Origin of the sequence: Candidatus Litorirhabdus singularis (assembly GCF_026262625.1) — a bacterium.
Classification (GTDB): Bacteria; Pseudomonadota; Gammaproteobacteria; order Pseudomonadales; family Halieaceae; genus Litorirhabdus; species Litorirhabdus singularis.
In genome coordinates this window covers 124,488-138,172 of the sequence record NZ_SHNN01000003.1, presented here as the reverse complement: position 1 = coordinate 138,172, position 13,685 = coordinate 124,488, and the positions used below count along the sequence as shown (strand labels likewise).

Sequence of the window (13,685 nt, the reverse complement as noted above, 5' to 3'; positions counted from 1 at the left end):
TTTCTCCGCGAGTTTGATCAAGTCGGCCACTATAGAACATTAGCGGGCTGTTGGGCATAATGTTGCGACTTAATTGGCAGCCGCGAGCACCATGTACCACAACTACTTTGGCCTGGAGGAGCAGCCGTTTTCTATTGCGGTGAACCCCCGGTATCTTTTCATGAGCGCGCGCCATCGCGACGCGCTTGCGCACCTGTTGTATGGAGTCGGCAGTGGCGGTGGTTTTGTGCTGCTGACCGGTGAAGTTGGGACCGGCAAAACCACGATTAATCGATGCCTGCTCGAGCAGCTGCCGAGCAAGACCGATATCGCCATTATTCTCAATCCGGCCCTGAATGCTGAAGAGTTGTTGGCGTCTGTCTGCGATGAGTTGGGTATAGCTTATGACGCCTCTGCCACAACGCTGAAAACTCTGACCGATTTGCTGCATGAGTATCTACTGGCGAATCATCAGCGCGGTCGCAACACCGTGTTGTTGATAGACGAAGCGCAACACCTGCAGTTTGATGTGCTCGAGCAAATACGTCTGCTGACAAATCTGGAGACAAATACGCAAAAGCTGTTGCAGATTATTCTGGTAGGGCAGCCAGAGCTGTCAGCTCTGCTCGCCAAACCAGAGTTACGCCAACTCAGTCAGCGCATCACTGCCCGCTATGACCTGCAGCCGCTGAATCGAATCGAGACCGATGCTTACATTATGCATCGGCTTCAGGTAGCCGGCTTACCCGCGACACAACGGCTTTTTAGCTCTGGCCTGGTGAGTCTTATTCATCGCAGCACGCGTGGTATTCCGCGTTTGATAAACGTGGTCTGTGACCGCGCCCTGTTGGGTGCTTACGGTCAGGGTAAACCCTGTCCGGATCGGCGGATTTTGAAGCAGGCGATTACCGAAGTCATGGGTGAACAACTGGCACAGCCTCAAGGGATAACGCGCCGGTGGCCGCTGGCAGCGGCGCTGGTGTCGGCAGCGATGTTGGCCGGCGTGTTGTTAGTCGTCATTGGGTATCAGCAGCCTCCACCTTCTTTAATACCTGCCAGTACTCGTACCGCGATCGAGCCTACACCAGCACCCGCGGTGGCAATGCCCGTGGCTATCCCGGCCGCGGCCCTGCCAGAGCCCTGGTATTCCCGTGAAAGCAGTGCTCGGACAGTATTGGCAGCTTATGTGGGCGCCGGAGAGTTTGCGGCCAATGATGTCTGTGCAGCCTTATCGACGCGCGGCTGGCGCTGCGAGTCTGCTGGTGCCGAAACCTGGGACGATGTATTGAAGCTGCAGCGGCCAGTATTGTTATCGCTGGTTACAGCGCAGCGCTTTAATGGTTTTGCGGTGCTGATTGGGGTGCAGGCGCAGCAAGCGCGGCTGTTGCATAGCGGCAGGGAAGTAGATGTCGCCCTGGCTCGACTGGGCCCACTATGGACTGGAGAATATATGCTGATCTGGCAACCGCCGCCGGGTTATTCAAGCCCCCTGGCATTGGGTGATAGCAGCCCAACAGTGGCGTGGTTGGCGCAACAGTTTGCGCGACTTGACGGCCAACAACAGCCGTTGACTGAGTTAGATTTTACGGCGGCACTGGACACCCGGGTGCGTTTGTTTCAGCGGCAGAGCGGGCTACGCGATGATGGCGTCGTTGGCCTGCAGACTTTGTTGAAACTGCAGTCAGTAACCGTAGATGTTGTCAGTCTGGAGCGCGCCGGTGCGGATTCTGCGCCGAGCTCTGTTAGACAGGAGAGGACTGATGTCGCTGATTCTTGATGCTTTGCGCCGCTCAGAGAGTGAGCGCGCTGCAGACGGTGGCGTGCCCGGTATTAGCACGCAGCAGCAACCTGCAGTCGGCAGCAACGCTCGTTTCGGTAGTTGGCTATTGATAATGCTGGCCGCTGTGCTGCTAGTAACACTGGCAGCGCTGGTGTTGTGGCTCAATAAGGATAGTAAGCCGCAGCAACAGCCTGCTGTTGCTGTTGTGCCGAAAACCCTGCAGTTCTCAGACTCGCGCGCCGAGACGAGCAAACCTGCCATGGCTGCTCTTGCGGGGGCAGGAGTACCTGCAGCATCGCCCACAACACCGTTAGAGACGACGCCGGAGGCTTTACCGGTGGTTTCCTCATCAGTTCCAGAAACTGTTGTCGAGACAGCGACTCGGGCGTCCTTGCCGCAACAGGCAGAGCCTGACGTGATCACGATTGCACCCATTAATACTCCGCTTGCAGCGACCACCTCGAGAGCCGCAGTCGCAGAACTCTATCGCAACTCGAGGCCGCCGCAGCGAGAGGCGGATCAAACCTCGCCTTCCGCCCCTGCTTCGCGGTCGTCAAAGGGTATAGATATAGAAGCCATGACCGCGCTGGCTGCTCGCGAGCTTGCGACCCAACAACTACAGTCTGCGGTGCCCGAGAGTGAGGTTGAACTGTTGGGTGAGCTAGCGCAGTCATTCAAGGACCAGGTGCCGAGCCTGTATTATCGGCAGCATAGTTGGTCGGCCCAGTCGAGACAGCGTTTTGTGGTGATAAACGGTGAGAATCGACGCGAAGGCGATCGGGTCGCGGCGGGAGTAACCTTGCTGGAGATTCTTCAGGAATCCAGCGTACTGGAGTATCAAGGCACCCAGTTCCGTTTACGTGCACTGAATAGCTGGGTCAACCTGTAGTCACTGTTGCTGCCGATTGTGGTCTGGATTGGATTATTTTGCACAACCTGATAAGGTCACGTGGAACAATAACTGTCTAAGGAAACATCGCTATGAAATACCTGCTAACCGCCATTTGCCTGTTGGGTTCCTCGTTAGCCTTTGCCGAGTGTAAAGCCCCTGCCGAGCCGGTCATGCCGGATGGAGCGGTCGCTGATTTGGCGACCATGGTCGAAGGTCAGAAAGCTGTTAAAGCCTATGTTAGCAGTGTAGAAGGCGAGTATTTGCCCTGTCTGGAGGCGGAAACTGCAGCGGCAGCCCTGACAGATGAGGATGGCGCGGAAGACTTAGCTGCCGAACGTGCCGCCGTCTATAATGCGGCGGTCGATAAAGTGACAGCTGTCGGCGAAGCATTTAATGCGGAAATTCGTGAGTACAAAGCTAAGGCTGCTCAGTAGGCAGACCGATCGCGCTACTCTTTGGCCTATCTGGGGTGGCGGGTGCCGCGGACATTATTCAGGGTCCGTGTAACCAGAAAATATTGTGCCTGCACCGGCAGTCGTTGTCGGTGTGGTGGTGTCCTGTCGTGCCTTACTAGCGCCTAACTAAAGAGCCCACATCATGTCTCTAGACCCAGAACTAGTACCTGTATTGAGCCTGCTTGAAGAGAGTGGTTTACCCGACCCGTCGGTAACTACCCCCGAGCAGTTCAGAGCCGCCATGAGTGCGGTTCCAGTAGAGCAGCCGACGCCAGTGGGTGAGGTTATAAACACGGTCGCTGCTGGCAGTATACCGGTGCGAATTTATCGCCCCGATGGCGAGGGACCGTTCCCGGTATTGGTTTTTTATCACGGCGGTGGCTTTGTTGTCTGTGATCTTGATACTCATGATGAAATATGCCGCCAACTGTGTGCTGGCGCCAATGTTTTGGTGGTTTCAGTGCAATATCGATTGGCGCCTGAGGCGCCTTTTCCGGCCCCGTTGGAGGATTGCTATGCAGCGACCTGCTGGGCGGCGGAAAATGCAGAAAACTATCAAGGATTGGCTTCACAGTTACTGGTAGCTGGCGATAGTGCCGGTGCTAATTTTGCAGCGGCGGTGAGCTTAATGGCCCGCGATCGCGGTACTCCGGCTATTAGCCGGCAGCTGCTCATATATCCGGTCACAGATTTCAATTTTGAGACTGACAGCTACAAGGAGAATGCGGAAGGCTTTTTCCTGACGCGGGCCATGATGCAGTGGTTCTGGGGGCATTATCTGGAGCACCCGGAGCAGGGCAGTGACCCGCTGGCGTCGCCTTTGCGCGCCGAGCTTAGTGGTTTGCCGCCGGCTGCGGTGATCACCGCAGGCTTTGACCCGCTGCGGGATGAGGGCCAGGCTTACGCGCGGGCATTGGAAGCCGCCGGAGTCGATGTGCAGTTGCGGCATTTCCCGGGCATGATCCATGGCTTTGTGACTATGGCGGGACTGACTCAGGCCGCGGTGGCGGTTGATTGGTTGTGTGAATTGGCCGCAGCTAAAAACTAGCCCGCTGGCTGTGAAGTGCTGCCAGCAGCCCGATGTTTGCGAATCTCCTGCGCAATTTCTTCACTCAGTTGCAGTAGCAGTGAGCTATAGCTTGCTGCGACCCCAGCCGCATCCGCGCTGGGCATAGAGGTGTAAAACTGGCTGATCTTCTGGGCAATATCTGCCTGCGCACGTGTATTTTTAAGTGTCCACTCAGCCGCCAGATGCGCTTGTGTGCCGTCTACCCGCAAATTGATAATGTTGATGCTAACCCCGTAATCGGGGGGAGAGTCGCGCCGCCAGGGGAAGCGCTGGATCTGCTGAGTGTCTAGCAAAATGGCGAGGTTCAGAGTCATGACGCGCAGTATCCCGGCGTCTAACTGTTCCGCCCAGCGACTGGTGGCGTCCAGCTGCAGTTGATAGCGCTCTTCGTTGACTACCATTATGTTGCGCTGCAGGTAATCGGGAATATCTATGGGGCCGATGCCAATAGCCGGTCCGCTGCTACCAGGAGTGCCGGTGGCTTCTTCGCTCAGCAAATAGTAGTCGCTAGGCGGGGTGCTCCCGCAGCTTGCCAACAAAAATAGAAGTAGCGTAGCAGTGATAAATGTTTTGGCTATGCGCATGGTTAATCCTCTTTGAGCGAGCGGCCCCGCAGCAGTGATTCGGGGGTCTCTTCCAGCGCTGTTGTCAGAGACTGCAGGGAACGACCAGCTGCCCCAAGTTCGCGCGCGGCTTGAATCAATTCATACATTGCCTGAGAGTCTGGCGACAATGTGTAATCGACAGAGTTCATGGTAGCTTCAAAGGCGCCAATGGCGTCGTCGAGATTTTCCAGTGTGACGTCTACAGAATCGGCGAGCCTGGGTAGTTCAGTATTGAAACCGTCCACGGCGATGTTGGTCGTTTCCAGCAGTTCCGCGACCCTTTGGCCAGAGCGTTCGACTTCCTTTTGCATCTGCTCGGCCAGAGTGTCAATCGAATCAAGGCTGGCAACCAACTGCTGCGGTAAACTCTGCAAGCTAGCACTGTTGATGAGATTGTCGATACCGGCAAGGGACCGCTGCAGGTTGGAAAATACCGCTTCAAAGTCGACGTCCTGCAGATTGCTCGATAGTTTTTCCATGTCCGTCGGTATTGTCGGTAACTGCACATAGTTGGTTTTGATGTTCGCGTAGTTTAGTTCGGCATTGGGATACATATCGAACTCGACGTAGAGCAGGCCGGTCAGCAGGCTCTGTGTTTGCAAAGTCCCGCGAAAACCGTTGGCAATCAGGTGGTCCAGCGACTCCTTGTCTGCATTACTGCCGCTGCGACGCACGGAGTTGTTATCAATCTCTACGACCACCGGCATCATTACCTCATAGGTGTCTGTGTCGAGCAGTAGGTCAACATCCACCACCTTGCCGATTTGGACGCCTTTAAAGGCCACCGGTGCGCCCACTTGCAAGCCTTTGACTGAGCCTCGAAACACCAGCACGCCGCGCTCCAGGTCGCTGCCAAAAAAACCGCTGCTAAAGATCATAGTGGCCAGCACCAGTATGCCCAGTGCGCCCACTACAAACACGCCGATGGCTACCGTATGTTTGGATTTACTCATGCCGTGCTCCCATTGCCCGATTTACCGCGCGCCAGAAAGCGCCGCACTTTTTCTTCGCTGCTGTCTTCACGCAGTTGTTTCGGGTCGCCGTAGGCAATCATGGTTTTGGTCTCCGCGTCCAGAAATACTGAATTGTTCGCGATCGCGAATATGCTGGCCAGTTCGTGAGTGACTATCACCACCGTAGCGCCCAGTGATTCTTTCATTTGCAGGATGAGTTCGTCCAGTAGTTGCGAACTGATCGGATCGAGGCCTGCAGATGGCTCATCGAAAAACAGAATATCAGGATCGAGTGCGATGGCGCGCGCCAGTCCGGCTCTTTTCTGCATGCCACCGCTAATCTCCGAAGGGTAGTAGTCCTGATAACCAGCCAAGCCGACCAGCGCCAGCTTATAGGCGACAATATCGGCAATTTCGGTGGCCCCCAGCTTGGTGTATTGCTGCAGCGGCAACGCGGTATTTTCTGCCAGCGTCATGGCGCTGAACAGCCCCCCGCTTTGGTAGGTGATGCCCCATTCCCGTCGCAGTTGGAAACGCCCGGCATCATCGGTTTTGTTAAAGCTGCGCCCGGCATAAAAGATGTCGCCGACCGCCGGTTCATAAAGGCCAATCATATGCTTGAGAAGGGTGCTTTTGCCGCAGCCACTGCCACCCATAATCACGAAGACATCGCCACGATTGACGTCAAAAGTGAGCTCCTGTTGGATCAGGTTGCTGCCGTATGCCATGGTCAGCTGTTCAACGTGAATATGAGGTGCGTCTGTTGTCACCGTTAGATTCCCATATTCTGCAGGGCAATATTAATGGCTGCATCCGCTACAATCAGAAACACGATTGCCGTCACCACCGCGTTGGTAGTGGCTTCGCCTACTGCGGCTGAGCTGCGACCACAGTTGATACCTGAATAGCAGCCTGCCAGGGCGATCAGCGTACCAAATACCAGGGCCTTGCCGAGGCCGACATTGAGTTGGGTCAGGGTAATAACGGTGCGGGTTTCCTCCAGAAACTGAGTCAAGCTCACACCCATACCCGAGGCCACCAGTGCGCCACCCAGGATACCAATAAAATTGGCGTAGATAACCAGTAGAGGCATGATAACAATGAGCGCCAGCAGGCGCGGCAGCACTAGAAACTCGACCGGCGAGATGCCCAGTGTAACAATCGCGTCAATCTCCTCGCGGGTCTGCATGGTGCCTAATTGTGCAGCATAGGCGGCGCCGGTGCGGCCGGCCATAACTACAGCCGTCATCAGCGCTCCCATTTCACGCAACATTCCCACCGTCACCAGATCCGCCACGTAAACTTGTGCACCAAACTGAGCTAACTGCGCGGCGCCCAGGTAGGCGAGGATCATGCCCACCAGAAAACTGGTCAGGGTGATGATTCCCAGGGCCTTGGGTCCTGCCTCGAAGAGGAAGTTCAGAAAATCCGTCAGGCGCGTATTGGCGCGCCCGCGCATCAGCGCGCCCAAGGCCAGGCTGACACTGCCGATAAACTCCAAGGCAGCTTCCAGACTGTGCCACAGGCGCAGCAGTGGGGCGCTGGGGTTCAGACGCTCCAGCAGTGACTTCGGCTCTGCAGCCGCTATTTCAAGGCTGGCGACGGCAGTGCTCAAGGCCAATAGCTTGCGGGCCCCATCGGGCAGAGCGGAGCTGTCGAGAGTGAGTTCTCTGGTCAGGCAATAATTGTGGCACTGCAACAGGAAGGCAATCAGGGCGCTGTCCCACTCCAGATTGTCATCTACCTGGCAGCGCAGAGTGCGGTTCTGCTGCTGCTCAAGCTCACTCGCCAATGTCGTGAACGCGGGCGCCGGGGCGTCCAGCGTCCAGTCACCGCTGAAACATATATCGGTGCTCTGCTCTGGACCCTGAGAGCAAACGTATCGTGCGACCGCGGAAGACATCGAGTATTAGCCGTTTACTGGAACGGCAGCTGGCGGCGGTGAGGCGCCATAAGCTGAGACTGTTTCGTATAGATTGCTGCAACATCGACCGGCGCATCTGCCTCGACGCGGCGTGAAATAGCGGTGACTGGAAACAGATAGTGGTCAGTAGTAGCCATGCGCAAGGCCCTGCTGCGTCCAACATGGTCGCTGTAAACCACCCAATGCATGCCCAGATCGCGCGCCAGCAGGTCGCCCAGAATGATGCCCATGGCTTGCAGTTCGCGCTTTTGATCGGGTTTGACCAGACCACGATCCAGTATCATTTGGAGAATCGTCAGGTCACGGTCTTTACTACCAGTAAACCTCTCACCGAGTCGACTGCGCGCCAGGGCATCTAGTTGGGCTTTGGAATCGCTCATATACTGCTTATCGGCTGGAGACAGATCACTGATTTTGGGTGGCTTTTGGGCTAATGCAGCGGGTTGCCCCAAGAGCAGCGCAGCCAGCAGTAGAAAGACAAATTTTGTGGTTCTATTTAGCAACATAGTGGTAATTATCGAGTGCAGTTGTTATCTGGGCGGTTACATGGATAATGGCGATCTTCAACGATGGCCATAGTTTAAATGACAGGCCGTTTGTAATCTGGAGAACACACAGATGATAAGTGGCAGTATTGTCGCCCTAATCACGCCCATGCTTGATGATGGAGCAGTCGATTGGGAAAGTCTAGACGCCTTGCTGGATTTACACCTTGCGGCGGGTACGGGTGCTATCGTGGCAGTGGGTACGACCGGTGAGTCAGCCACACTGGCTGTTACAGAACACTGCGATGTTATCGCGCGGACTGTGAGCAAGCTGGCGGGTGCGATTCCGGTGATCGCCGGTACCGGCGCTAATTCTACCTCTGAAGCGGTAGAGTTGACGGCAGCCGCGCAACGAGTGGGTGCCGACGCCTGTCTGTTAGTGACACCCTATTACAATAAACCGACGCAAGAGGGTTTGTATCAGCATCACAAGCGTATTGCTGAAGCGGTCTCTATTCCTCAAATTCTCTACAATGTGCCGGGTCGCACCGGTGTCGATATGCTGCCCGCGACGGTCGCCAGACTGGCGGATATCGAAAATATTGTCGGAATTAAGGAAGCTACCGGGGACCTCCAGCGCGGTCGCGAGGTGATAGATGTCTGCGCCGGTCGTATGGCGGTTTATTCGGGCGATGACGCCACTGCAACCGAATTGATGTTGATGGGCGCGCAGGGCAATATTTCGGTGACCGCCAATGTCGCACCAGCGTTACTGGCGGAGGTGTGTGCGTTGGCTATTGCGGGTGACACTGAGCGAGCGAGGGCTCTCGATGCGCGCTTGCAGCCACTGCATGACGTGCTGTTCCTTGAATCCAATCCGATTCCTGTTAAGTGGGCTATGGCCCAACAGGGCCGCTGCGGTGGCCATCTGCGACTGCCTATGACCGAGTTGGCAGCACAATATCAGCCGCAGGTACTGGCCGCGCTGCAAGCGTTGGATTTGTTGTGAGGCCTGTTGCTCAGCGCGCCATCGCCCTAATGCTGCTGCTCGGTCTGAGCAGCTGTACCTATATTAACGGCGAAAAGAGCTATTTTCGTGATCGTACGGATGATTACCGTAAGGCGCGCGCTACTGCTGTTTTGGAAGTGCCCGCAGGGCTCGATGACGAGGCGCTGCAAGATATTTATGTTATTCCCCCGATCACCGAGGATATTAGCGTAAACGGTGAATTTAATGCGCCGCGTCCGGCGCCGCTGGTGACCGGCTCGGTGGATCAATTAGTGCGCATCCAAAAACTCGCCGACGAACAATGGATGCTGGTCAGTGTGGCTCCGGGGCAGCTTTGGCCTCAGGTGCGCAGTTATCTGGGTGGTGTGAATATGCCCATTGCTCGGGTTGAGGCTAGCGCCGGCCTAATTGAAACGGCATGGGTGGAACCAGAAGGTGCTATTGGGGAGCGCTATCGCTTCCGCATCGAGCAGGGCGTGCAGCGTAATACCTCCGAATTGCATATCCTGCAAATGGGGATGGTGGGGGATATCAATACCTGGCCTACCAATTCAACGGACGCTGCCCGTGAAGACGATATGCTGCGCAGCATGGCGCAGTTTATTGCTGACAGTGTCGGCACCGCGCCGGTATCCATGATGGCTCAGCAAGCGATCAGTGCCTCGGGCCGCGTCAGCATGCAAGAAGATGATGACGGCAATCCTTATATTCGTCTCGACTTGCCGTATCACCGCGCCTGGGCGTCGGTAGACCGGGCGCTGGGCGAGGCCAACTTTGACATCCTCGATCGCGATCGCAGCGCCGGTGCCTATTTCGTGCACTATAACCGACCTCTGGAAGAAGACAGCGGTTGGCTCGACTGGTTATTCTCCAATGATGAGGATGATCCCGCCGCTGAGCTTGAAAAGTACGACTACCGGGTAGAACTGAATGATCTGGGGGGTGAAACCGTGCACATAGAAATCTCGCGCAAGGATGGCGGCGAACTCAGCCAGAGTCATGCGCAGAGTATCCTGTCGCTGATCAAAGGTAATATCACTTAGGTGCGTATTGCCTCGCTGGGCAGCGGTAGCCGCGGTAATGGTACGCTGGTCAAGTTCGAGGATTCGCTGGTCCTGATTGATTGCGGTTTCTCTCTAAAAGAAACCGAGCGTCGCCTCGATCGTCACGGCGTTTCTGCACAGCAGTTGGATGCCATTGTTGTTACCCACGAACATAGCGATCACTGTTCCGGCGTGGGGCGTTTGTCGCGTCGCTATCAGATTCCTGTCTACATGAGTCACGGCACCTACGTCAGCGAGCGCTGCAGCGATGTCCACGAGTACCGTATGGTGTGCAGCGAAAAACCCTTCATGGTTGGAGAGTTAGAGCTGACCCCGGTTGCGGTACCCCACGATGCCAGAGAGCCCTGCCAGTTTGTGATTGCCGCCGGTGGGCTGCGGTTCGGATTGTTGACTGACCTTGGCAGTGTCTCAGCTCTGGTCCGCCAGTACTTTTCGGGGTTGCATGGTCTGCTGTTGGAGGCCAATCACGATACTGAACTGCTGCAGGCGGGGTCGTATCCGCCTTCTTTAAAGCGGCGCGTGGCCGGCGACTGGGGCCACCTCAATAATCATCAGGCGGGACACTTTCTCGGCACGATCGACCATGAGCATCTGCAGCACGTGGTGATTGCCCATATTAGCGAGAAAAACAATCATCCCAGCGCTGTGCTGGCGGCGCTGGAGCCCCATTTTGGGCGCAGTGAGGAGTTACTGTGGGCAAATCAGGAAGAAGGCTTTGACTGGATTAGCCTGCATTAGCGATCCCCGCCGGGGTTCGCCTGACGCTTGCAGTGCTCTGGTGCCTCTACTCGCAGTAGAGGAGAAAGTCGTTCTGGCTCAATCTCGCTGCAGCGTAATTGCTGGTTACCAATCACATTCAGCAAACTCAGGCGCGGTAATCCGGGCACCGGCCCTAACTCGCGCAGCGGGTTATCTTCCAGATCCAATACCTCCAGTTGCGTTAACTGTGCCAGCGGTGTCAAGTCATCAAGCTTGTTGTTGCTCAACTTGACCCTCTGCAGGCCCCGGAAAGTGCCTATTCCGACCAGACTTGTGATATTGCCATGGCTGCAGTTAAGTTCTTTGAGCTGGCCAGCGGCGGTTATGGTCTGATCTTCGATGCGCTGGATTATGCAGTTTTTGAGGTTCTCATCGACCACCTCGAACGCGGTGAACAGGGGGTCTGGCGTGTAGACTGTCTTTTCATTGACGGTTAAGCGATAGTCACTGCAAGCACTTAGGCCAATAGCCAGTGCGGCTGCTGCGCTGCAGCGGAAGTAGTGTGACAATTGACTGCGCATTACAGGAACCTCGAGCGGAAGTTATAGGCGTCAGTAGCCGCTAACTCTAATTTGATCTTATAATAGCGTACTACCACAGGTTTAAGAATGAGTAGCGGAATGCAACAGGCGCCACCCAGAGAGTCAACCGCGCAGGGCCCGGCCAGCGATACCATCAGTATTGTCCAGCGTGGCAATCTGAAGGCCCTGGAAGATGCACTGCGTCGGCAGTGGCGTCTGGGCCAGAATATTGTGCTGTGCTGGAGTCCCACAGATAACGGCATTTTGATTTTGCTGGTTCCCCACTATTTCCTTGGTAACTATTCGGCCGTCGAAAATCGGGCGGCAGCGGAGAGTAACGAAGAGTTCATACGGCACCTGATTTCCGGTCACCGGCGCAAGAATCGCGATGAGTTCTTTGATATAGCCAATCGCCTGGGCGTGGCGCCCACGTTTGTGCGCCTCTCGGTTGAGCTGAGCGAGGAGCGCTCGGTGGTGAATGCTGTCGAGCAGTTGGTGAAGCGCTACGGTATTAGCTATGTCACGCATCGCGCGGTGTTGCTGTTCGATATTGCGGAATTTTCTCTGTATACGCCGTTTGAGCAGGCAAGCCAGTTGAATAGTCTGTCCTATTCACTCAACTCGGCATATAGCAAATTGTTGAAAAAGGGCATTGAAATTAACTTTGCCCGCACAACCACCGGCGATGGCTATTACGTGTGGAACCGCGACGGCAGTGCGCAGGCAGATATAGATCTGTTTCACTTTTTGATTCTGGTGATTGCCGACAACAAATTGGCGCGGGAAGCTAGCAAGGGCAATACAGTGCCGCTGATTCGCTGTGCCTTTCATATTGGTAGTCACTATGAGCTGTACCAGGCCGAAGGCGTCAACCCGACACTGTTCAGTTATATTGTCGGTGATGTAACCATTGAGCTGGCACGTATGCTCGACCTGTCCTTTCCCGGTCAGGTTTATGTGGGTGACTTTACAACCACGCTGCCGGACCAGGCAGCGTCTGTCGACAGCCTGGCTTTCCTCGATGCCTGCACCGATTCCATTGAGCGGCTCTATGGTATTGCCCTATCGGGCGAGAAGGTGTCACGTATTGTTTGCCAGCCAGCTCAAGTTGTCGGTGCCGATGGCAATCTACAGGCGCGGCGTTTTACCCTCACGGACAAACATGGCATAACCCGTAGCTCTTATAGTCTGCAGGTCGAATTGCGTACTGATGGTGGTAGCACACTGGAGCTGGGTTTAAGTGACGCAGCGTTGCCCGCTATTCCAGGCGCTGGAAGCTCTGTCGATACCTCGGTTGCCGGAACCATTGATGGGCAAAAAATTGCGACGCTACTGAAGCGAGCCGCCAAGCTGAACTCGCTTTAATTGGTGATCAGTGTCACCCCTGCTGACGCGCACCATCAGGCGCATGCCCATGCTCTTGCTGTTGAGTTGGGCCTACACTACAGCGAACTGCCGCCGAGTGCGGACGCCATACCCTTCCTGAGTTACAGTAGCCTGGGGGTGGACCTGAGGTTATCCGGTCCCTCTGCGCCGGGCCCGGTGCGGGTAGATTTTGGCGCCGGAGACATGCGGCACCGTAGGCGCGCTGGAAAAAATGAATTGTTGGGTCGTGCGGTTGGAGTCGGCAAACGCGATAATTTGAGCGTGATTGACGCTACTGCCGGATTGGGTAGAGATAGTTTTGTGTTGGCTGATTTGGGCTGTCAGGTGATGATGTTGGAGCGCTCCGCGGTGGCATTTGCGCTACTTCGCAATGGCCTTGATCGTGGCTTGGCCAGTGGTGATGGCTGGCTGCAGGCTGCTTGCTCACGTTTACGTTTGGAGTGTGTCGATAGCATAGCCTATATGGCCGCTGCGTCTGAGAAAGTCGATGTTATCTATTTGGACCCGATGTTTCCGGAGCGTCAGAAATCGGCCCGTGTGCGTAAGGAAATGTGGATGTTTCAGGAGCTGTTGGGCAAGGATGAGGACTCCGAAGAGCTGTTGGCGGCGGCTTTTGGGCGGGCCTCTTACCGGGTGGTGGTAAAGCGTCCGGCGCGGGCCCCGGCGCTTCCAGGCCGCGCCCCCGGCTTTGTTATAGGCGGGCGTAAAGTTCGCTTCGATGTTTATCCGGTAACGTAGACACCCTGTGAACTTTGCAGCTTGTGGCAGCGGTAGCCGCGGGCATGTGAGCCTTGGCCGGATCAG

Annotated in this window: 15 protein-coding genes; 9 read left to right on the top strand and 6 right to left on the bottom strand. The window is 55.8% G+C overall.

What is annotated here, in order from left to right; all coding sequences use genetic code 11:
* The first annotated feature begins 91 nt into the window (after positions 1-91).
* The 4 genes from EYC98_RS15075 to EYC98_RS15060 all read left to right on the top strand — a co-directional run bounded on the left by EYC98_RS15075 (position 92) and on the right by EYC98_RS15060 (position 4,154).
* Positions 92-1,756: an ExeA family protein gene (locus tag EYC98_RS15075; protein ID WP_279246200.1), complete on the top strand. Its 1,665-nt coding sequence runs from the start codon at positions 92-94 to the stop codon at positions 1,754-1,756.
* Complete coding sequence (locus EYC98_RS15070) at positions 1,740-2,648, top strand: general secretion pathway protein GspB (RefSeq protein WP_279246199.1); 909 nt, start codon at positions 1,740-1,742, stop codon at positions 2,646-2,648. Before EYC98_RS15075 ends, EYC98_RS15070 begins: the two co-directional genes overlap by 17 nt.
* 92 nt (positions 2,649-2,740) lie before the next feature.
* A complete protein-coding gene (locus tag EYC98_RS15065) occupies positions 2,741-3,085 on the top strand; it encodes a hypothetical protein (RefSeq protein WP_279246198.1) in 345 nt (114 codons plus the stop codon).
* A gap of 163 nt (positions 3,086-3,248) precedes the next feature.
* The gene (locus tag EYC98_RS15060) at positions 3,249-4,154 is read left to right on the top strand and encodes an alpha/beta hydrolase (RefSeq protein WP_279246197.1); all 906 of its coding nucleotides are present in this window, start codon (positions 3,249-3,251) and stop codon (positions 4,152-4,154) included.
* Here the strand turns inward: EYC98_RS15060 and EYC98_RS15055 are convergent.
* From EYC98_RS15055 to EYC98_RS15035, 5 genes are read right to left on the bottom strand one after another with little or no spacing between them, the layout of a single operon-like run.
* Complete coding sequence (locus EYC98_RS15055) at positions 4,151-4,759, bottom strand: PqiC family protein (RefSeq protein WP_279246196.1); 609 nt, start codon at positions 4,757-4,759, stop codon at positions 4,151-4,153. The genes EYC98_RS15060 and EYC98_RS15055 overlap by 4 nt on opposite strands.
* 2 nt (positions 4,760-4,761) lie before the next feature.
* Entirely contained in the window at positions 4,762-5,733 is a 972-nt protein-coding gene (locus EYC98_RS15050) for an MlaD family protein (RefSeq protein WP_279246195.1), read from the bottom strand.
* A complete protein-coding gene (locus EYC98_RS15045; RefSeq protein ID WP_320415561.1) occupies positions 5,730-6,503 on the bottom strand; it encodes an ABC transporter ATP-binding protein in 774 nt (257 codons plus the stop codon). Before EYC98_RS15045 ends, EYC98_RS15050 begins: the two co-directional genes overlap by 4 nt.
* Before the next feature lie 2 nt (positions 6,504-6,505).
* Positions 6,506-7,636 carry an ABC transporter permease gene (locus EYC98_RS15040; protein WP_279246194.1) on the bottom strand — a complete coding sequence of 377 codons (1,131 nt, stop codon included), beginning with the start codon at positions 7,634-7,636 and terminating at the stop codon, positions 6,506-6,508.
* Positions 7,637-7,650: 14 nt separating this feature from the next.
* Positions 7,651-8,037 (bottom strand): DUF3806 domain-containing protein, encoded by a 387-nt coding sequence (locus tag EYC98_RS15035; RefSeq protein WP_279246193.1) that lies wholly within the window; start codon positions 8,035-8,037, stop codon positions 7,651-7,653.
* Between the two features lie 238 nt (positions 8,038-8,275).
* Between EYC98_RS15035 and dapA the strand changes: the two genes are divergently transcribed.
* Genes dapA through EYC98_RS15020 form a run of 3 tightly spaced genes read left to right on the top strand, consistent with a single transcriptional unit; the run spans position 8,276 to position 10,953 of the window.
* On the top strand, positions 8,276-9,151 hold the full coding sequence (gene dapA / locus EYC98_RS15030) for a 4-hydroxy-tetrahydrodipicolinate synthase (RefSeq protein ID WP_279246192.1): 876 nt from the start codon (positions 8,276-8,278) through the stop codon (positions 9,149-9,151).
* Positions 9,148-10,194 (top strand): outer membrane protein assembly factor BamC, encoded by a 1,047-nt coding sequence (gene bamC, locus EYC98_RS15025; RefSeq protein ID WP_279246191.1) that lies wholly within the window; start codon positions 9,148-9,150, stop codon positions 10,192-10,194. The genes dapA and bamC overlap by 4 nt, the downstream gene beginning before the upstream one ends.
* Complete coding sequence (locus tag EYC98_RS15020; protein WP_279246190.1) at positions 10,195-10,953, top strand: MBL fold metallo-hydrolase; 759 nt, start codon at positions 10,195-10,197, stop codon at positions 10,951-10,953.
* Here EYC98_RS15020 and EYC98_RS15015 read toward each other — a convergent pair.
* Positions 10,950-11,495: a leucine-rich repeat domain-containing protein gene (locus EYC98_RS15015; RefSeq protein WP_279246189.1), complete on the bottom strand. Its 546-nt coding sequence runs from the start codon at positions 11,493-11,495 to the stop codon at positions 10,950-10,952. The genes EYC98_RS15020 and EYC98_RS15015 overlap by 4 nt on opposite strands.
* A gap of 87 nt (positions 11,496-11,582) precedes the next feature.
* On the opposite strand from EYC98_RS15015, the gene EYC98_RS15010 reads away from it, so the two are divergent.
* Positions 11,583-12,860: a hypothetical protein gene (locus EYC98_RS15010; RefSeq protein ID WP_279246188.1), complete on the top strand. Its 1,278-nt coding sequence runs from the start codon at positions 11,583-11,585 to the stop codon at positions 12,858-12,860.
* A gap of 3 nt (positions 12,861-12,863) precedes the next feature.
* Positions 12,864-13,619 (top strand): class I SAM-dependent methyltransferase, encoded by a 756-nt coding sequence (locus EYC98_RS15005; protein WP_279246187.1) that lies wholly within the window; start codon positions 12,864-12,866, stop codon positions 13,617-13,619.
* The last annotated feature ends 66 nt before the right edge of the window (positions 13,620-13,685 follow it).